Here is an 18,196-nt window from a genome sequence, read left to right as displayed (position 1 = left end):
CTCAACGTTCCCCCGTCACGCGCTTGCGGATGACATTGTTGAAGATGACGGCGAGGAGCAGCATTGCGCCCAGAAACACCTGAAACCAGTCCTGATCGAAGCGAGTGTAGGTCAGCCCGATGGTAACCATGCCGAAGATAATCGCGCCGAAGAACGCGCCGATAGCCGAGCCGTAGCCGCCGGTGAGGAGACAACCGCCGATGACGGCGGTGATGATCGCCTCGAATTCCTTCATGAAGCCGCGGCGCGCGTCGGTGGAACCGGCGTCGATGACCGTGATGATGGCGACCAGCGCGGCGGCCATGGCTGTCAGCATGAAGAGCGCGATCTTGACGCGGCGGACGGGCACGCCGGAATTCTGCGCGGCAAGGGCATCGCCGCCCGTGGCGAATATCCAATTGCCGAAGGGCGTGCGCAGCAGCACCCATGTTGCGACAAGGGCGAAGAGAACGAACCAGATGATCTCGACGGGAATGCCGGGCACCTTTGGCGCGCCGGACTTGAAGGCGTCGATCAGGCCCGCCTTGGCCATCCAGTCGAAGAGAAAGCCGAATGCGTCGCCGGAAAAGATCGGCGCGAGAAAATCGTCCCCGACTGCTTCGCGCACGCCGCGCAATTGCGTCGCCCCGCCGGTGAATATTTTCAGGCCGACCAGCGACGCGCCGCGCAGCACGAACAGCCCGGCCAGCGTGACAATGAAGGACGGAAGGCCGGTGCGGATGACGATCAGCCCGTTCGTCGCGCCGAGCCCGGCGGCAAAAGCCATCGTCAGCGGGATGGCGACGATGAGCGGCAGGCCCAGATTGACGGTGAAAACGCCGAAGATCATACCGGCGAAGGCGACCATGGAGCCAATCGATAGGTCGAATTCCCCGCCGATCATCAGGAGCGCAGCGGCGATGCCGAGAATACCGAGCTGCGCCGCCGGAGTCATGACGTTCATCATACCCGACAGCGTGAACATGCTGCGGTCGGCGGTCGCCAGGAAGAAAAGCGTGACGAGGATGACACCTCCGATCGCGCCCAGCTCCGGCCGTTTCATAAGTTTGGTGACGGCGGATTCGGATGTAAGCCGCTCATCCCGTTTTGCCAGCGTGTCGGTGGGCATGGGTTTTTCCTTGATTACTTGGCGCTGCCGCCTTCCCTCCCCCTTGCGGGGAGGGTGGCCCGACGGGTCGGGTGGGGGTGGTGACGTTTGCGCCACGGTCTTCAGCAAAAGCGGCACGTCGCCACCCCCATCCGCCTGCTCCGCAGGTTTCGTCGCTGGGAAAGCCAAATCGTTGGCTTTTCCCTCGGCCCTACCTTATCCCCTTCGCCGAAAGCTCGATCACCTTCGCCGCGCTATCCTTCGTCACCAGGTTCGGCCCTGACGGCACGTCTCCGCCCGGTATCAGCCCATACTCCGCATTCAGCGCCAGGAACGACACCGGCAGATAGCCTTGCAGGAATTGCTGCTGGTCGATGGCGAAGGCGGCCTTGCCGTCGGCGACATCCTTGAGGAAGCCTGCCGAGAGATCGAAGGTGGCGATCAGCACATCGTCACGCCCGAGCGCCTGCGCGGCCTTCACCGCCGGTTCGCCCACAAGGGTTGCGTTGAGCGAGAGGACGGCGTTGACATCCTTGTCGGATTCGAGCGCGGCGCGGACTTTGGATTCCACTTCCGCCGGGTCGTTGCCGGTCGGCAGCACCGTCACCGGATTGCCGAATCCTTCCGTGAAGCCGGCGCAGCGCTGGTCGAGCGAGACATTGCCGACTTCCTGGTTGATGCAGATGCCTTTCTTGCCGCCCATTTCCGCGAGTTTCGCGCCGGCGGCCTTGCCCGCGTCGAACTCCGACTGGCCGACATGCAGCTTCACGCCGAGCTTGTGCGCGACATCGCCGCCCGCATTGATCGAGATGACGGGGATTCCGGCTTCGACGGCGCGTTTGATCGACGGCCCGAGGGCGTCGCCATCGGGGATCGAGACGACGAGGCCGTCAGGGTCCTGGTTGACGGCGGCATCGATCAGCTGGCCCATCTTGACCATGTCGAAGGTTTCCGGCGCGCGATATTCGACATTGACGCCGGTATCCTTACCCGCCTTCTCGACGCCGTTCTTGACCACGGACCAGAACGGATCGTTCGCCTGGCCGTGGGTCACCACGATGATGTCAGTGGCAAGAGCGGGGGTGGCCGCCAGCATCGCGACGGCGGCAATGCCTATGCATAATTTCTTCATGCTATCCCTCCCATTGGTTGGACGTCACCTCCTGACGCCCGTTCATCCGGTCAGGCGGGACCGGCACCGAGAGCGGCGGCTCGCACCTCCCCGTGCAAGCCGCGGCAATCTGTTAATGAGGGGCCACCGGCTGGCCCGTGTTCACCGAAGCGGTCGCGGCCTCGGCCAGCGCCAGCGCGGCGACGCCGTCGCGCAGCGTGACCGGAATGGCCGCGCCGTCGAGCACGGATTTGACGAAAGCATCCCATTCCGCCGCATAGGCGCGCATGTAGCGCTCCAGAAAGAACAGTTCCGGCTTGGCGCTGATGACGCCCGCCTTCGTCGCCTTGGACAGGGTATTCTCCAGCACATTTTCCGCCGAGAGCAGGCCTTCCGAGCCGAGCAATTCGACGCGCTGATCATAGCCATAGGCGGCGCGGCGGCTGTTCCTGATGACGGCAATGCGGCCATCGGCATAGGCCATGGTCACGACAGCCGTATCGACATCGCCAGCCGCACCGATTGCGGGATCGACGATGGAGGAGCCTATGGCGTAGACGGAAACAGGCAAATCCTGCATCAGGAAATTCGCCATGTCGAAATCATGGATCATCATGTCGCGGAAAAGCCCGCCCGACACTTTCACATAGCTCACCGGCGGCGGGGCCGGGTCGAAGGAGGTGATCGAGAGCAGTTCCGGCTTGCCGATTTCGCCGGCGGCGACGGATGCCTGCATCAGCGCGAAATTCGGATCGAAGCGGCGGTTGAAGCCGATCATGACGGGAATGCCGGTGGCGGATGCCTTTGCCAGACAGGCCCGCGCCCGCTCGAGCGACAGATCCACCGGCTTTTCGCATAAGACCGCCTTGCCCGCCCCGGTGGCGCGCTCGATCAAGTCCGAATGGGTGTCCGTGGAGGTGGCGATCAGCACGGCATCGATGGAGCGATCCGCCAGAATATCGTCCGTGCCCATGGCTTTCGCGCCGTAAGCCTCGGCCAGCGACCGCGCGGCTTCCTCGTTGACATCTGACACGGCGGCAAGCGTGCTCCGCGGATGGCCGGCAATATTGACGGCATGCACACGACCGATACGGCCTGCCCCAAGCAATCCAACTTTCAGCAAATTTTCCTCCCGCACGCGGGTTCCCGACCGCGATGGGTATACTATTTCAACTTTTGCACACGCGAGCAAGAAGATTTTGCCCGCGTGTGCAAAATTTTCTGAAACGCTGACGGAAATCGCTCTATAAAAGGTGCAGGCGATGGACATAGGAATCCGCGATGACCGATGAGAAGAACGCGCAGTTTGCCGGGCATGTAACCGCCGATGATGTGGCGCTCGCTGCGGGCGTGTCGCGCTGGACCGTCAACCGCGCCTTCCGGAAAGACGCCTCCATCTCCAAGAAGAGCCTTGAGAAAGTGATGGAGGCGGCGGAGCGGCTGGGTTATGTGCCGGATTTGCGCGCCGCCAGCCTCGCCTCCGACCGGTCCAATCTGGTGGCGCTGCTGATCGATGATTTCGCCAATCCGCACAAGCTCGTCATGATGGAGCGGCTGACCCGGATTCTCAGGCGCGAGGGCTGGGACATATTGCTGGTCAACACCCTCAACCGCGAGGATGCGGGCCACGCCCTTCTCAACGCCAGCCAGCGGCGCGTGGATGCGGTGATCCTGATCGGCATCCAGTTCGACGACGAGGTGCTGGAGACGGCGCTCCATGCGCGACGCTTCCGCAAGCTCATCATCTTCGCCCGCTCCTCGCAGAACCCGAACACGATCTCCATCGCCGTCGACGATATCCTCGCCATCAAGGAGATGGCGAATTACGTCAATGCGCGCGGCTATCGCCGGCCGATGTTTCTGGCGGGGCCGCAGACCTATTCAGCACATTTGCTGCGCAAGGAGACCTTCGTCGATTATTGGCGCGAGCATTTCGGCACGGCGCCCGAAATTGCCGGTGTGCCCGCTTACGATCCGGCGCTTGCTTCGCAAATCGTGATGGAAACGCTGGCCGGGCGGCCCGCCACCGCGCTGCCGGATATTCTGGTGTGCGAGAACGACGCCCTTGCGATGGGCGCAATGGATATTCTGCGCCACAATCTCGGCCTGCGCATTCCCGAGGATATCGCCATAACCGGCTTCGACGACGTGCCCCAGGCCGCCAGCCCCAATTACCGCCTGACCACCTATCGCCAGCCGCTGACCGAAATGGCCGAATATCTGGTCCATGTGCTGCAAAGCCCTGACAATGGCGATCTCGACCGGCTGTTCGCGGGGAAACTGGTGATCCGCGACAGCGCTTGACTGTCCGTAAATCCATCGGTGCCGGGAGAGGCTCCAGGATTTGACCCGCTTCACCCACTTTCAATTCCCGCAATCGAAAATACATAAGGGCTTGGAAGGCCGCATTTGCGCGGGTAAACATGCCCCGACCCCCGTTAGGGATGCAAAATCCGTCCGGAAACACTGTTTTTCGCAAAAGCCGGCTCCGAAAGCGACAGCGCAAGATATGACCTATGCCGTCAAAGAATTGTTCAAAACGCTCCAGGGAGAAGGCGCCCAGACGGGGCGGGCCGCTGTTTTCTGCCGGTTTGCCGGCTGCAATTTATGGTCCGGACGGGAAGAGGACCGGCATAAGGCCGTCTGCCAGTTCTGCGATACGGACTTCATCGGCACGGACGGCGAAGGGGGCGGAAAGTTTCAGGATGCAGCCGGATTGGCGAGCGCCATCGCCGCCAGCTGGGGCGATGCTAAGGCCAATCGGTATGTGGTATTCACCGGCGGCGAGCCGCTCTTGCAGCTGGATAGCGCTCTCATCGACGCGGTGCATGCCGCAGGGTTTGAAATTGCAATCGAAACGAACGGGACCGTGGAACCGCCCGATGGCATCGACTGGATCTGCGTCAGCCCGAAGGCCGGCGCGCCGTTGAAGCTCACATCGGGAAACGAGCTCAAGCTCGTCTATCCCCAGATGGGCCTGCTGCCTGACGATCTTCCTCCTGTCTCTTTCGACCATTATTTTCTCCAGCCGATGGACGGACCGGACCGCATCGCGAACACCGATGCAGCCATAGAATTCTGCCTTCTGAACCCGCGCTGGCGGCTCAGCCTGCAAACGCACAAAATGATCGGAATCCCATGAAAATCACCCAGGCGTTCACTTTCGAGGCCGCGCATCGGCTACCGCATGTGCCTGCGACGCACCGCTGCCATCGCATGCACGGCCATTCATACCGGGTAGAGCTTCAGCTCGAAGGGCCTGTCGATCCGAAAACCGGCTTCGTCATCGACTTTTTCGAGGTCGAGAAGGTGTTCGGGCCGGTTCTGGCACAGCTCGATCATCATACGCTCAACGATGTGCCGGGACTTGAGAACCCTACGGCCGAGCACATCGCAGTCTGGATATGGGAAAGGGTAAAGCCCCTGCTGGCCGAATTGAGCCTCGTCAAAATATTCGAAACGCCCCTTTGCTGGGCGGAATATGATGGCAAATAAGCCGAGGGGTATTTGATATGACAGCAACCGCACTCGTCCTTTTTTCCGGCGGGCAGGATTCCACGACATGCCTGGCATGGGCGCTCGACCGGTATGAGCGGGTGGAAACGGTGGGGTTCGATTACGGCCAGAGGCACAGGATCGAGCTCGAATGCCGCCAGGCGCTCCGGGCAAAGCTGCGGGAGATGAATCCAGCGTGGGGCGCACGGCTTGGCGAGGATCATACAATTTCGCTCGCGGCGCTGGGCGAAATCTCAAACACCGCGCTAACAGGCGCTATGGCCATCGATATGGCCGAGGGCGGGCTCCCCAACACGTTCGTGCCGGGCCGGAACCTTATTTTCCTCACTTTCGCTGCCGCCCTCGCCTATCGCCGAGGCCTCAAACACATTGTCGGAGGGATGTGCGAAACCGACTATTCCGGCTATCCCGACTGCCGCGACGACACAATCAAGGCGCTGCAAGCGACGCTCAATCTGGGTATGGAGACCCGCTTCGTGCTCGACACCCCGCTGATGTGGATCGACAAGGCGCAGACCTGGCAGCTTGCGAGGGACCTCGGCGGCGACGCGCTCGTCGAGGTCATCGTGCGCGACACGCATACCTGCTATCTGGGCGAGCGCGGCGACCTGCACGATTGGGGCTATGGCTGCGGCACCTGCCCCGCCTGCGACCTCAGGGCCAAGGGCTACCGCAAATTCCTCGCTGAAGCTGCTTGATCCACCGTCACGCTGTCAATGTGCGAAGAAGGCGGCGGCCATGCCGAGGCCGACCAGCGTGATGAAGATGCGAAGCGCGAGCATATTGGTGATGCGCCGCGCCACATGCGCGCCGAGATAGCCCCCGATTGCGCAAGCTACGCCCAGCACAACAGCCGATTTCCAGTCGATCAACCCCGCCACGGTGTAGGTTATGACCGACACCAGCGAGAGGATGCTGGAAAGCAGGTTCTTGAGGCCGTTCATCTCGTGGAGATTGGTGAAGCCGACAAAGCCGAAGGCGGCGAGCAGCATAATGCCGAGGCCGCCATTGAAATAGCCGCCATAGATCGACACCGCCAGGATGAGCGCCAGCGAGGCGGGAAGCGGAAGCCTGCCGCCCTTTCCCACCACATGCCGGACCAGAACCGGCCCCGCCGCGAAAGCCACGGTCGCAAAGAGCAGGAGCCACGGCACGAGGCTGACGAATATCTCCTTCGGCGTCACCAAGAGGAGAAGCGCGCCGAGGAGACCGCCAAGCACCGACAGGATGACCATGGCGCGCAAGGACACCGGCCCATCCGCGCGAATGTCCTTGCGGAACCCCCAGGTGCTGCCGATATAGCCCGGCAGCGCGGCGAGCGTGGCCGTGGCATTGGCGGGAATGTGGGGCACGCCGACAAACACCAGCGCCGGAAATGAAAGAAACGTGCCGCCCCCCGCGACAGCATTAAGCGCGCCCGCGCCGAGCCCGGCGAGCACGAGAATGACAAAATCCATGATGCCTCCTCCCGAGGCACACGGATGGCAAAGTTGGCGGCGAATTGCAAATCTTGAAATCCGGGTCTGCTAGAAACGCCCAGCAGGCTCAGGATCGCGCGCCGCGCCAAGCGCCCGGTCGCCTACCGGGCCTGCCGCAGGCCCTGATGTGTCGCATTGATCTTCGTGTTGGCCTGCTGGCCCTGCTTGTCGGGGTTCGCGGCCTTGGCAGGCTGGCGTTCTTCCAGCTCAACCTTTCCCGGCTCGCCCGGGCCTTTGTCGCTGCGATTTTCCTCCGGGACCGGGGGTATTTTCGAACTCATGGCCTTGCCTCCTTTTCCTGCCCTAACGGCGCAAAAGGAAGCGAGTTCCTGAAGTATTTTGTTTTTAAACCGGAAGCGTCGACGGGACAGCACCCCCCTCTGCCCTGCCGGGCATCTCCCCCACAAGGGGGGAGATTACGCTTTCATAGACGTGAGCGCCAATCGCAGACGCCGTAGGACAAGAGCCGAGCGTCGTGCCAGCCAATCTCCCCCTTGTGGGGGAGATGTCCGGCAGGACAGAGGGGGGTTGCCTCGCGATTCCGTCAAAACACAGCCCCGGTAGATTCTCGCGACAAGCCCGAGAATGGCATCGCCTCAAGAAGCCCCCAAACGGAACAAACCGTTCCATTCGCCAGTTTGTTACGTGCTGGCGGAATGAACGGAGAGATTATGGCAAAGCGGAACAGTCAGTCGCCGTGGTTCTTGAACAGCGTCATCTACGGCATCGACATCAAGAAGTTCCAGGACAGCAATGGCGACGGTATCGGCGACATCAGGGGCCTGTGCGACCGGCTGCCTTATCTCCACGATCTGGGCGTGGACTGCCTCTGGCTGCTTCCCTTTTTTGAGAGCCCGAGGGAGGACAATGGCTATGACGTCAGCAATTATTACGGCATCGACCCCGAACTCGGTACGCTCGACGATTTCATCGAGCTGGTGCGCCGCGCCGGGGAGCTGGGCATAAAGATCGTTATCGACCTCATCGTCAACCACACATCCCGCAAGCATCCATGGTTCGAAAGCGCCCGGCGCGACCCGCGCAGCCAGTTCCGCAACTATTATGTTTGGAGCGAGCATATACCCGATGTCGGCGTCAGCGAGACGTCGATCTTTCCCGGCGCCGACAATCCGCTGTGGACATTCGACGAGGCCGCCAGCGCCTTCTATTTTCACAAATTCTATGCCTCCCAGCCCGAGCTCAACACCGCAAACCCTGATGTGAAGGCGGAAATCCTGCGCATTTGCGATTTCTGGATTTCGCTTGGTGTTAGCGGTTTCCGGATCGACGCCCTGCCGCTGCTGCTCACCGATAACGGGAAAGAGCACGCCAATCCCGGCGACGGGCAGGCCTTCATGGAGGAGCTTGCCGAGTTCATCACCGGCCGGCTGCCGGAATGCCTGCTCTTGGGCGAGGCCAACGTCCAGCCGGATCAAATGCGCCAATATTTTGGGAGCGGCAACCAGATCCCGCTGCTGTTCAATTTCCGCCTGAGCTGCGGCATATTCGCGGCCATCGCCCGGCAAAGCGCCGGCCCGTTCGAAGAGATGCTCGCCACCCTCCCCGAGCCGCCGACCGGGTGCGGATGGGTGAATTTCCTGCGCAATTTCGACGATTTCGACTTGTCGCAGATACCGCAATCCATGCGCGACTTTCTCCTGGAGGCCTATGCGCCGGAGGAGGAAATGGGCATTTTCGGGCGCGGCATCCGCCGCCGGCTGGCGCCGATGCTGGGCGGCGACCGGCGGAAAATCGCCCTCGCCTTCAGCTGCATCTTCTCCATGCGCGGCTCGCCGCTCCTCGTGGCGGGGGACGAGATCGGCCTTGGCGAAGACCTCACCGCCAAAGGCCGGGACGCCGTGCGCCTGCCGATGGCGTGGGAGCCGGGTGGCAAGACGGGCGGTTTTTCCACCGCGCCCGTCAAGGATCTCATACAGCGGCCTTTGAACTCCGGGCCGTTTTCCTTTCACGAGGTCAATGTCCAGGATCAGCGCGCGGATGAAAAATCGCTCATCAACGAGGTGCGCCGTCTGATCCGGCATCGCCGCGATCTGCCGCACTTTCGCGGCGGGCGCTTTGCACAGTTCGCGCCTGATCATGAGGCGACCATGCTTCATGGGTTTCACGACGGCTCGTCGGTCCTGCTCATCGCCCATAATTTCTCCGGCAAGCCGGCGGAATTTTCCGCCGACCTCACCGGCATCATCGCCCCTCGCCTCGAGACCATATTGGGGACGCATGAGCGGCTCTCCATCGAGGGCGACCGGCTGACCCTGAAGCTGCCGGCCTATGGCTATTGCTGGCTTTGCACCGAAGGGAGCAGTGGATGATCGTCGGCTATCACGCCTCCCACGAGCAATTCACACCGCGAGAGCTCGTGCATTATGCAGGGCTTGCCGAGGCGAACGGCTTCGGCGCCGTCATGTCCTCGGACCATTTCGCGCCGTGGAGCGAGGCCCAGGGCCAATCCGGCTTTGCCTGGGGCTGGCTCGGGGCCGCGATGCAGGCGACAAAGGCCATCCCGTTCGGGCTCATCACCGTACCCTGCGGCTGGCGCTATCATCCGGCCATCACCGCGCAGGCGGCGGCGACGGTATGCGACCTCTTCCCTACGCGGTTTCCCTGGCTTGCGGTCGGCAGCGGGGAGAGGCTCAACGAGCATGTGGTCGGTCAGGGCTGGCCGGGGAAGGAGGAGCGCAACGAGCGGCTCGTCGCGGCCGTTTCCATCCTGCGCCGCCTGTGGAAGGGGGAAACCGTAACTGAGGAAACGGCCATCCCGGTCGATGCGGCGCGGCTCTTCACCCTGCCACCCAAACCGCCCGCAATTATCGCCGGGGTGCTATCCGCCGAGACTGCCCGCTGGGCCGGAGGCTGGGCGGACGGCCTCATAACCGTTAACCAGTCCCCTTCGAGCCTCCACGATATCTTGAGCGCTTTCGACGAGGGCGGCGGGGCCGGCAAGCCGCGCTTCCTGCAACTCCACCTCTCCTACGGCGCGACACAGGACGAGGCCCGCCTCCACGCGTTCCACCAATGGAAGAGCAACGCCATCAATGCGGAAACGGCGGAGAATACCCGGCTCACCGAGGATTTCGACCGCCTTTCTGCCGATGTCGAGATCACGGAGCTGGAGAACCACGTCCAGATATCCGCCGACCCAGACCAACACGCCGAGATGATCGCCGCCTACGCCGCGCTGGGATTTAACGAGATCTACCTGCACAATGTGGGGAGGAACCAGGCGGAGTTTATCGAGGTTTTTGGGAGGGAGGTTTTGCCGAAGCTGAGGTAAAGCCGCCTCGGGATATCACTCCCACTCAATCGTCCCTGGCGGCTTCGAGGTCACATCGTAGACGACGCGGTTGATGCCCTTGACTTCGTTGATGATGCGGGTGGCAGTGCTGGCGAGGAATTCCATGTCGAAATGGTAGAAATCCGCCGTCATGCCATCGACTGACGTGACCGCGCGCAGGGCGCAGACATATTCATAGGTACGGCCGTCGCCCATCACGCCCACGGTCTGGACCGGAAGCAGCACGGCGAAGGCCTGCCAGATCACGTCGTAGAGACCGGCCTTGCGGATCTCGTCGAGATAGACCGCATCGGCATTGCGCAGGATTTCCAGCTTCTCGCGGGTGATGCCGCCGGGGCAGCGGATGGCGAGGCCGGGGCCGGGGAACGGGTGGCGGCCGATGAAATGGTCGGGGAGGCCGAGTTCCTTGCCGAGCACGCGCACTTCGTCCTTGAAGAGCTCGCGCAAGGGCTCGACCAGCTTCATATTCATGCGCTCGGGCAGGCCGCCGACATTGTGGTGCGACTTGATCGTCACCGAGGGGCCGCCGGTAAAGGAGACGGATTCGATTACATCAGGATAGAGCGTGCCTTGGGCGAGAAAATCCGCGCCGCCGATCTTCTTGGCTTCCGCCTCGAACACTTCGATGAACAGGCGGCCGATTGTCTTGCGCTTTTTCTCCGGGTCGGTTTCGCCTTCCAGCGCGCCGATGAAGAGGTCGGAGGCATCCACATGCACCAGCGGGATGTTGTAATGCTCGCGGAACATGGCGACCACTTCCTGCGCCTCGTTCTTGCGCATCAGGCCGTGGTCTACGAAAATGCAGGTGAGCTGGTCGCCGATGGCCTCATGGATGAGCACGGCGGCGACGGAGGAATCGACGCCGCCCGAAAGCCCGCAAATGACCCGGCCCTTGCCGACCTGTTCACGGATCGCCGCGATGGCCTGCTCGCGATAGGCCGCCATGGTCCAGTCGCCCTTGATGCCGGCGATGTTGTGGACGAAATTTTGCAGGAGCTTCGCGCCGTCGGGGGTGTGGACGACTTCCGGGTGGAACTGCACGGCGTAGAATTTGCGCTTCTCATCGGCGATGGCGGCGAAGGGTGCGCCGGTGGAGGTGCCGATGACGCTGAAGCCTTCGGGCAGCGCCGTTACCCGGTCACCATGGCTCATCCAGACCTGATGGCGGGTGCCCTTGGCCCATACGCCCTCGAACAGCGGGCTGTCGGCCTCGATATCGAGGAAGGCGCGTCCGAACTCGCGATGATGGCCGCCCTCGACCTTGCCGCCAAGCTGAGCGCACATGGTCTGTTCACCATAGCAGATGCCGAGCACGGGGATGCCCGCCTCAAAGACGATCTGCGGCGCGCGCGGGCTGCCCATCTCGGTGGTGGAGGCAGGGCCGCCGGAGAGGATCACCGCCTTCGGCTTGATGCGGTGGAAGCCTTCCTCGGCGGACTGGAAAGGGACGATCTCGGAATAGACGCCGGCTTCGCGGACACGGCGGGCGATTAGCTGCGTGACCTGGCTGCCGAAATCGATGATGAGGACGGTGTCGGGGTGTGCTGTGGTGCTCATGCGCAGCGTCTAGAGAAAAAGCGCGGCCAATGCAATGGTCAAACGGGCCTTGCTGACAGGGGATGTCAGGAGGCGAGCCCTTCTTCAACAGGGCTGAGCAGGCCATTTGCCAGCGCCGCTTCCAGCCGGCCCACGGCGAGCGCCAGCTTCTCATCGATGATGCCGAGATATTCCGTCCAGTCATCGATGTGGTGCAGTTCGGTGGCGCCGTCGGAAATGCCGCGCAGGCCGATGAGGGGTATGTCGAAGCGCTGGCAGGCGCGTAAGGCTGCGAAGGTTTCCATGTCGACCATGCCGGTGTCGATGGCGTCATAGGCCGCGCCGGAAACGACGTTCGCGCCGGTGGAGAGCGTGGCTTGCTTAATGCCGGGGATGCGATAGGGCAGCGGTACGGTGGCGGGAAGATCGAGGAGCGGCGTCCGGCCTTTCTCGAAGCCCAAAGGTGAAGCGTCCATGTCGCGGTAGGAGACGGATGTCGCCTGATACACCTCGGCCTGCTCGAGGGAGCGCGACCCCGCGGAACCGAGCGAGACGACGAGATCGGGCAGGCTGTTTGCTGCGGCGAGTGTTGTGAGGGCTGATGACAGCACGACGGCGGCCTCCACCGGGCCGATGCCTGTCATCAGCGGCTGAAACAGCTTGCGCAGATGCGGACCATATTCCGGCTCCGCCGCCATGACGAAGAGGATGTTCTTGCCGGCGATTGATGTGATGGGTGCGGTCATTTCGGACCCCCTCGTGTGATGAAATTTATCCCACAAAACCCTACCCTACCCTTTGCAACACGCTGATGTAAAACCCGTCCGAAAACGTCCGCTCCGGCGAGAGCACCATGCCGTGATCGGGAAAGACGGGCATGGCTTCCCCTGCCTCGGGTACGGCGGAATGCCACAGTCTTGCCGCGTCGATCTCGGTATAGCCAGGGTTTTGATGCAGGAATGCCTCGATCTGGCGGTTATTCTCGGACGAAAACAGCGAACAGGTGACGTAAACGAGACGTCCGCCGGGCTTCACATAGCGCTTCGCCGCATCAAGCACTTCGCGCTGCTCCGCCTCGCGCCGTTCCAGCTGTTGCGGCGAGAGCCGCCACTTCGCATCGGGGCGGCGCCGCCAGGTGCCGGAGCCGGTGCAGGGCGCGTCGGTCAGCACGATGTCCATCTGGCCTTCCAGCGGCGCCAGGTCTTCCTTGACGGCATGGACCTGCGCGTTGCGGACGCCGGCGCGTTTCAGCCGGTCGAAGATCGGCGCAAGGCGCGGCTTCTCGGCGTCGAAGGCATGGATCTGGCCTTTGTTTCCCATCATGGCCGCAAGTGCCAGCGTCTTGCCGCCCGCGCCGGCGCAATAATCGAGCACCTGCCGGCCCGGTTCAGCGCCCGCGACAAGGGCGGCGATCTGCGAACCCAGATCCTGCACCTCGAACCAGCCCTTCTGGAAGGCGGGCTCGGCCTGCACGTTGGGGTGACGACCGAGCGCGCGCAAGGGCGGGATGCGGACAGCGCCGGAAAGAAGCGGCGCGGCCTCGGCTCCGGCCCGCGCCAGCTCCTTCAGCACCTTGTCGCGGCTCGCCTTCAACGTGTTGACGCGCAGATCCACCGGCGGGCGGCCAGCCAGCGCAGCCCCTTCCCTCACCCAGTCATCGCCGAACAGCGCCTGCAAATGCTCGGCGCACCATTCGGGCACATCGGCGCGGATATGGCCGGGCGCGGCGGCGAGATCGCGGGCCTCCCAGGCGGCGAGGCGCGATTCATCCAGCGGCGCGGGGGCGAATTTGTCGTCCTCGAGCTCGGCGCCGATGGCTTCAAGGCTCATCTCGGCATCGGACAGGAGCGCGCCATAGGCGATGTCGCGCGCCTCGGCGCTGTCCATGCGCCAGGCGATGGACGATTTCCTGCGCAGCGCGTCATAGACGATATTGCCGATGACCGCACGGTCGCCCGCCCCGGCAAAGCGGTGCGAGAGGCCCCAATCCTTCAGCGCGTCGGAAGCCGGCCGCTTCCGCGTCTCGATATCGTCAAGAATTTCAATCGCCGCCTGCAGGCGCCCGCCCAGCCGCATGTTGTTTCCTTTGTTATGGTCTATAGGTTTCGCATACCCTCCCCGGCGCATAAAAGAAAGCCGGGGTTTTGCCCCGGCTTTGATCTTGCATATGAAATTGAAGCGCCAGCGCGCTGCGTCACCACCCCCATCCGCCCGCTAACGCGGACACCTTCCCCGCAAGGGGGAAGGAGGGCGGAGCTATTCCGCCGCGACCGACTTTTCCTCGTTGGAGATGGCGGTGGCCTCGTAGCCATGCGCTTCCTTCAGCGCCGCGCGGACGCCAGCCTCATAATCCGGATGCACCAGATGGAAATGAGCGAGCTGGCGTTCGATGATATGGCCGGGCACGCCCTTCATCGCGGCGGCGATATTGGAGAAGAGGCGCGCCTTTTGCCCTGCATCGAACAGGTTGAACAGCGCGCGCGGCTGCGAGTAATCGTCATTGCCGAGGCGGTGGTTGTAGCGGTCGGCGTCGCCGGAAATCCTGAGCGGCGGCTCCTTGACGGAGGGCTTTTCAGCCGCGCCCGAGAAGGAGTTCGGCTCGTAATAGGCATCCCGGCTGCCGGTCTTCTGGCCGAAGAAATTCATCTGGCCGTCCTTATGATAATGATGCACCGGGCAGCGCGGCGCGTTGACGGGCAGCGCCTCGTAATGGGTGCCGAGGCGATAGCGGTGGGCGTCGGCATAGGAGAAGATGCGCGCCTGCAGCATCTTGTCGGGCGAAAAGCCGATGCCCGGCACGATGTTCGACGGGGAGAATGCGGCCTGCTCGATTTCGGCGAAATAGTTCTCTGGATTGCGGTTCAATTCCAGCACGCCGATATCGACCGGCGGGTAATCGGCATGGGGCCAGACCTTGGTCAGGTCGAAGGGGTTGTAGGGCGTCTTTTCGGCGTCGAGTTCGGGCATGATCTGCACCTGAACCTTCCATTTCGGAAATTCGCCGCGCTCGATGGCGCCGAAAAGCTCTTCCTGATAGCTCTCGCGGGTCTTGCCGATGACCTGCTCGGCTTCCTCATTGGTGTAGGTCTTGTGGCCTTGCAGCGTCTTGAAATGGAATTTTACCCAGAAGCGCTCGCCCGCATCGTTCCAGAAGGAATAGGTGTGCGAGCCATAGCCGTTCATGAACATGGGCGCGGCCGGCAGGCCGCGGTCGGACATCAGGATGGTGATCTGGTGCAAGCTTTCGGGCGAGAGCGACCAGAAATCCCACATCGCCGTGGCGGAGCGCAGATTGGTCTTCGGGTGGCGCTTCTGGGTGTGAATGAAATCGGGGAATTTCAGCGGGTCACGCACGAAAAAGACCGGCGTGTTGTTGCCGACCAGATCCCAATTGCCTTCCTCGGTGTAGAACTTGACCGCGAAGCCGCGCACGTCGCGCTCGGCATCGGCCGCGCCAAGCTCGCCCGCGACGGTGGAAAAGCGCAGGAGCAGCGGCGTTTCCGCACCCGGCTGCAGCGCCTTGGCGCGGGTGTAGGCCGAGATATCGCCAGTGATCTTGAGCGTACCGTAAGCGCCCCAACCCTTGGCGTGGACGACGCGCTCGGGGATGCGCTCGCGGTTCTGGTGGGCAAGCTTTTCGATCAGCTGATAGTCCTGCAGCAGCACCGGGCCGCGCTCGCCCGCGGTCAGCGAATTCTGGTTGTCGGCAACAGGCGCGCCTGCGGTCGTGGTCAATGTCGGACGGTCAGCCATGAAATGCTCCTCTGTTCCATGAAAGTGATTGGCCGGGCCGGCAAACTGCCAGCCCGTTCTGGTTGGGCAGGATTTCACCAGAACCGGCGTCCCGTTTGCGTAACCCTGCTTTGTGCCGCCAATATGGAATTATTCTAATTATAACTTCCAATTGAATTTGATGTGATTTCTGATAAGCAAATCCTATCATGTTCACCATCAGGCAAATGCGCTATTTCGAGGCGCTGGCAACCACATTGCATTTCCGCAAGGCGGCGGAACTGGCGCATGTCTCACAGCCCGCGCTCTCTGCGCAGATCGCCGAAATGGAGGAGATCGTGGGCAGCCAGCTCTTCGAGCGGACGCGCAAATCGGTGATGCTGACTGACATGGGCGAGAGGCTCCTGCCCCGGATCCGCAGCATCCTCATGGAAATCCAGGCGCTGGAGGACATCGCGGCGCAGCGGGGCGGTGTCTTGCAGGGGCGCATCCGGCTCGGAATCATCCCCACCATCGCGCCCTATCTGGTGCCGATGCTCATCCCGCTCCTGCGCGAGCGCTATCCGGCCCTAAAGATGGAGCTGAAGGAAGCCGTCACTTCCAAGCTGCTGGAGGATTTGCGCGCCGGGGACCTCGACGCCGTCGTGGCGGCCTTGCCGATCGAGGATGACCGGCTGACAGTGGAGCCGGTGTTCCACGACCGGTTTCTCATCGCCACATCCGAAAACGACCATGACATTCTTTCATCGCCCATGACGCAGGAGAATGTGGCGGTGGAGCGGCTGTTGCTATTGGAAGAAGGCCATTGCCTGCGCGAGCAGGCGCTGGCGGTGTGCTCGGCGACCCGTCAACGGCAATTGGTGAACTATGGCGCCACGAGCATGGCGACGCTGCTGCAAATGGTGAGCCATGGCATGGGTCTGACGCTCATCCCCGAAATCGCCGTGCGGGCGGAAGCCGCGCGGATGAAAATCCGGGTGGTGCCCTTTGCGGGGAGCGAGCCGAAACGGGAGATCGGCCTCATCTGGCGAAGACAGAGCGAGCGGCAGGCGGATTTTCGCGCGCTTGCGGGGTGTGTCGGGGAGAGCGCGGGGGTGTTGCGGTTGGGGGAGGAGGAGATGGCGGGGTTGTAGCGCCCTCCCTCCCCCTTGCGGGGAGGGTGGCCCCGTAGGGGTCGGGTGGGGGTGGTGACGTTTGCGCCACGGTCTTCGAAGCAAGCGCAACGTCACCACCCCCATCCGCCCGCTAACGCGGGCACCTTCCCCGCAAGGGGGAAGGAAGGGCGCGAGCTGTCCCGCCGACGCTTATGGCTACCCCCGCAGCAACCACACCGCCAGCCAAATCCACAACAGCGCATTGATGACAAACCCGGCGATGAACAGCGGCCGCCCCAGCCGCAGATCGTTCGAGGTGACATGCACGGCTGTGTGCAGGATGCGGCTGATAACAAAGGCCCAGGCTAAAAGCACGGCAATGAGCGTCGCGCCGTTCACGACGTAGAGCGACAGGCAGACCACATAGAACAACACCGGCAGCTCGAACTGGTTCGCCAGGTTGCGGATCGCCGTCGCGCTGGGGGCGGGTTCGGTGAAGGGCAGCTTGAAGTCCCCTGCCCGCGCAACGCCGGTCTTGACGGCGCTGGTGCGGCGGATGGAAGTGATGACATAGACGGCGTAAACCAGCGCCGTCTGCACGATCATCGGCCAGAAGATGGCGGTTTGGGACATGGTTTGGTTCTCCCCCGATGTGGTTATATCACTTTACAGCCAAACGTAGAAGGATAGTACCCGCCCTCCTCTGCCCTGCCAGGTACCCTCCGTTATCGTGGCGCAAAACTTTTCGACGTCAGTGTCACGGTCACGCTAATGCAGCAAGCGCTTGAAATGCCTGTGCGATCACGGGGCGCTGATCGGCAAAGGCGATGCCGGCGTCGAGACGGCCGGGATTCGCCTCGATGACCGACTTCGCCAAAGTGAGGCCGGGCATTTCCGGTACGACGCGCATCTTGAGGCCGCTTAGAACCTCGCGGAGCTGGGACGCGCATTTTCCGCCGCCGTGACCGCCATAGCTCACGATCACCGCAGGCTTATCGCGCCATTCGCGGTAAAGATGATCGATCGCGTTCTTGAGGGCAGCGGGATACCCCCAATTATACTGCGGCGTAACGAAGACGAATCCATTCGCTGCCGCGACCTTTGCGCTCCAGGCTTTCGTGCTATCGGACACATAGTCCGAATGGGCGGGAACACCAGGCTCCGCGTCCATGGGAAGCGGCCAGTCACGCAGATCGACAATCTCGATCGCCGCTTCGGGGATGATTTCCGCTCCGATCAGCGCAACCCATTTCGCAATGTCTGGGCAAAGCCGGTTCTTCCGGACACTGCCCATGATAATAAGAATTTGCAGATCTTGGGCCATGTCAT

Annotated in this window: 18 protein-coding genes; 7 read left to right on the top strand and 11 right to left on the bottom strand. The window is 62.5% G+C overall.

Annotated features, from left to right (window positions below; all coding sequences use genetic code 11):
- Nucleotide 1: 1 nt before the first annotated feature.
- The 3 genes from ACOWVG_RS01290 to iolG all read right to left on the bottom strand — a co-directional run bounded on the left by ACOWVG_RS01290 (nt 2) and on the right by iolG (nt 3,321).
- Nucleotides 2-1,108, bottom strand: coding sequence for an ABC transporter permease (locus tag ACOWVG_RS01290; RefSeq protein ID WP_420959639.1), 1,107 nt, complete (start codon nt 1,106-1,108; stop codon nt 2-4).
- Between the two features lie 190 nt (nt 1,109-1,298).
- Entirely contained in the window at nt 1,299-2,183 is an 885-nt protein-coding gene (locus ACOWVG_RS01285) for a sugar ABC transporter substrate-binding protein (protein WP_420960145.1), read from the bottom strand.
- Between the two features lie 148 nt (nt 2,184-2,331).
- Nucleotides 2,332-3,321, bottom strand: a complete 990-nt coding sequence (gene iolG, locus ACOWVG_RS01280; protein WP_420959638.1) for an inositol 2-dehydrogenase — start codon at nt 3,319-3,321, stop codon at nt 2,332-2,334.
- Nucleotides 3,322-3,479: 158 nt separating this feature from the next.
- On the opposite strand from iolG, the gene ACOWVG_RS01275 reads away from it, so the two are divergent.
- The 4 genes from ACOWVG_RS01275 to queC all read left to right on the top strand — a co-directional run bounded on the left by ACOWVG_RS01275 (nt 3,480) and on the right by queC (nt 6,412).
- Nucleotides 3,480-4,502, top strand: a complete 1,023-nt coding sequence (locus ACOWVG_RS01275) for a LacI family DNA-binding transcriptional regulator (protein ID WP_420959637.1) — start codon at nt 3,480-3,482, stop codon at nt 4,500-4,502.
- 205 nt (nt 4,503-4,707) lie between these two features.
- Nucleotides 4,708-5,340, top strand: coding sequence for a 7-carboxy-7-deazaguanine synthase (queE, locus tag ACOWVG_RS01270; protein WP_420959636.1), 633 nt, complete (start codon nt 4,708-4,710; stop codon nt 5,338-5,340).
- A complete protein-coding gene (gene queD, locus ACOWVG_RS01265; protein ID WP_420959635.1) occupies nt 5,337-5,693 on the top strand; it encodes a 6-carboxytetrahydropterin synthase QueD in 357 nt (118 codons plus the stop codon). The genes queE and queD overlap by 4 nt, the downstream gene beginning before the upstream one ends.
- Before the next feature lie 17 nt (nt 5,694-5,710).
- Nucleotides 5,711-6,412 carry a 7-cyano-7-deazaguanine synthase QueC gene (queC, locus tag ACOWVG_RS01260; RefSeq protein ID WP_420959634.1) on the top strand — a complete coding sequence of 234 codons (702 nt, stop codon included), beginning with the start codon at nt 5,711-5,713 and terminating at the stop codon, nt 6,410-6,412.
- Between the two features lie 15 nt (nt 6,413-6,427).
- On the opposite strand, the gene ACOWVG_RS01255 is transcribed toward queC, so the two are convergent.
- Nucleotides 6,428-7,171 (bottom strand): sulfite exporter TauE/SafE family protein, encoded by a 744-nt coding sequence (locus ACOWVG_RS01255; RefSeq protein ID WP_420959633.1) that lies wholly within the window; start codon nt 7,169-7,171, stop codon nt 6,428-6,430.
- A gap of 122 nt (nt 7,172-7,293) precedes the next feature.
- Nucleotides 7,294-7,473: a hypothetical protein gene (locus ACOWVG_RS01250; protein WP_420959632.1), complete on the bottom strand. Its 180-nt coding sequence runs from the start codon at nt 7,471-7,473 to the stop codon at nt 7,294-7,296.
- A 390-nt stretch (nt 7,474-7,863) separates the two neighbouring features.
- Here ACOWVG_RS01250 and ACOWVG_RS01245 point away from each other — a divergent pair, with 390 nt between their 5' ends.
- Together ACOWVG_RS01245 and ACOWVG_RS01240 are read left to right on the top strand one after the other, a co-directional pair.
- On the top strand, nt 7,864-9,522 hold the full coding sequence (locus ACOWVG_RS01245) for an alpha-amylase family protein (RefSeq protein ID WP_420959630.1): 1,659 nt from the start codon (nt 7,864-7,866) through the stop codon (nt 9,520-9,522).
- A complete protein-coding gene (locus ACOWVG_RS01240) occupies nt 9,519-10,484 on the top strand; it encodes a TIGR03885 family FMN-dependent LLM class oxidoreductase (protein ID WP_420959628.1) in 966 nt (321 codons plus the stop codon). The genes ACOWVG_RS01245 and ACOWVG_RS01240 overlap by 4 nt, the downstream gene beginning before the upstream one ends.
- Nucleotides 10,485-10,499: 15 nt before the next feature.
- On the opposite strand, the gene guaA is transcribed toward ACOWVG_RS01240, so the two are convergent.
- The 4 genes from guaA to katA all read right to left on the bottom strand — a co-directional run bounded on the left by guaA (nt 10,500) and on the right by katA (nt 15,794).
- Nucleotides 10,500-12,062, bottom strand: a complete 1,563-nt coding sequence (gene guaA / locus ACOWVG_RS01235; RefSeq protein WP_420959627.1) for a glutamine-hydrolyzing GMP synthase — start codon at nt 12,060-12,062, stop codon at nt 10,500-10,502.
- A gap of 65 nt (nt 12,063-12,127) precedes the next feature.
- Nucleotides 12,128-12,787 (bottom strand): 5'-methylthioadenosine/S-adenosylhomocysteine nucleosidase, encoded by a 660-nt coding sequence (locus ACOWVG_RS01230; RefSeq protein ID WP_420959625.1) that lies wholly within the window; start codon nt 12,785-12,787, stop codon nt 12,128-12,130.
- A gap of 40 nt (nt 12,788-12,827) precedes the next feature.
- Nucleotides 12,828-14,117, bottom strand: coding sequence for an RsmB/NOP family class I SAM-dependent RNA methyltransferase (locus ACOWVG_RS01225; RefSeq protein WP_420959624.1), 1,290 nt, complete (start codon nt 14,115-14,117; stop codon nt 12,828-12,830).
- A gap of 180 nt (nt 14,118-14,297) precedes the next feature.
- A complete protein-coding gene (gene katA, locus ACOWVG_RS01220; RefSeq protein WP_420959623.1) occupies nt 14,298-15,794 on the bottom strand; it encodes a catalase KatA in 1,497 nt (498 codons plus the stop codon).
- 188 nt (nt 15,795-15,982) lie between these two features.
- Between katA and ACOWVG_RS01215 the strand changes: the two genes are divergently transcribed.
- Nucleotides 15,983-16,906 (top strand): LysR substrate-binding domain-containing protein, encoded by a 924-nt coding sequence (locus tag ACOWVG_RS01215; RefSeq protein WP_420959622.1) that lies wholly within the window; start codon nt 15,983-15,985, stop codon nt 16,904-16,906.
- 177 nt (nt 16,907-17,083) lie between these two features.
- Here the strand turns inward: ACOWVG_RS01215 and ACOWVG_RS01210 are convergent, their stop codons facing one another.
- Nucleotides 17,084-17,500, bottom strand: a complete 417-nt coding sequence (locus ACOWVG_RS01210; RefSeq protein ID WP_420959621.1) for an MAPEG family protein — start codon at nt 17,498-17,500, stop codon at nt 17,084-17,086.
- A gap of 130 nt (nt 17,501-17,630) precedes the next feature.
- Nucleotides 17,631-18,191 carry an NADPH-dependent FMN reductase gene (locus ACOWVG_RS01205; protein WP_420959619.1) on the bottom strand — a complete coding sequence of 187 codons (561 nt, stop codon included), beginning with the start codon at nt 18,189-18,191 and terminating at the stop codon, nt 17,631-17,633.
- Nucleotides 18,192-18,196: the final 5 nt, after the last annotated feature.

Source organism: Brucella sp. IR073 (genome assembly GCF_049065735.1).
In the GTDB taxonomy this organism is placed as follows: domain Bacteria; phylum Pseudomonadota; class Alphaproteobacteria; order Rhizobiales; family Rhizobiaceae; genus Paramesorhizobium.
Note: the sequence above shows the minus strand (reverse complement) of the source record. Positions and strands in the feature narration are given on the sequence as shown.

Coding starts and splice junctions, on each gene's coding strand:
- ACOWVG_RS01240 (WP_420959628.1), top strand. CDS start 9,519: ATGATCGTCGGCTATCACGCCTCCCACGAGCAATTCACACCGCGAGAG.
- guaA (WP_420959627.1), bottom strand. CDS start 12,062: ATGAGCACCACAGCACACCCCGACACCGTCCTCATCATCGATTTCGGC.
- katA (WP_420959623.1), bottom strand. CDS start 15,794: ATGGCTGACCGTCCGACATTGACCACGACCGCAGGCGCGCCTGTTGCC.
- ACOWVG_RS01210 (WP_420959621.1), bottom strand. CDS start 17,500: ATGTCCCAAACCGCCATCTTCTGGCCGATGATCGTGCAGACGGCGCTG.
- ACOWVG_RS01255 (WP_420959633.1), bottom strand. CDS start 7,171: ATGGATTTTGTCATTCTCGTGCTCGCCGGGCTCGGCGCGGGCGCGCTT.
- queD (WP_420959635.1), top strand. CDS start 5,337: ATGAAAATCACCCAGGCGTTCACTTTCGAGGCCGCGCATCGGCTACCG.
- ACOWVG_RS01250 (WP_420959632.1), bottom strand. CDS start 7,473: ATGAGTTCGAAAATACCCCCGGTCCCGGAGGAAAATCGCAGCGACAAA.
- ACOWVG_RS01245 (WP_420959630.1), top strand. CDS start 7,864: ATGGCAAAGCGGAACAGTCAGTCGCCGTGGTTCTTGAACAGCGTCATC.
- ACOWVG_RS01290 (WP_420959639.1), bottom strand. CDS start 1,108: ATGCCCACCGACACGCTGGCAAAACGGGATGAGCGGCTTACATCCGAA.
- ACOWVG_RS01225 (WP_420959624.1), bottom strand. CDS start 14,117: ATGCGGCTGGGCGGGCGCCTGCAGGCGGCGATTGAAATTCTTGACGAT.
- ACOWVG_RS01230 (WP_420959625.1), bottom strand. CDS start 12,787: ATGACCGCACCCATCACATCAATCGCCGGCAAGAACATCCTCTTCGTC.
- ACOWVG_RS01215 (WP_420959622.1), top strand. CDS start 15,983: ATGTTCACCATCAGGCAAATGCGCTATTTCGAGGCGCTGGCAACCACA.
- ACOWVG_RS01275 (WP_420959637.1), top strand. CDS start 3,480: ATGACCGATGAGAAGAACGCGCAGTTTGCCGGGCATGTAACCGCCGAT.
- ACOWVG_RS01205 (WP_420959619.1), bottom strand. CDS start 18,191: ATGGCCCAAGATCTGCAAATTCTTATTATCATGGGCAGTGTCCGGAAG.
- queE (WP_420959636.1), top strand. CDS start 4,708: ATGACCTATGCCGTCAAAGAATTGTTCAAAACGCTCCAGGGAGAAGGC.
- ACOWVG_RS01285 (WP_420960145.1), bottom strand. CDS start 2,183: ATGCTGGCGGCCACCCCCGCTCTTGCCACTGACATCATCGTGGTGACC.
- queC (WP_420959634.1), top strand. CDS start 5,711: ATGACAGCAACCGCACTCGTCCTTTTTTCCGGCGGGCAGGATTCCACG.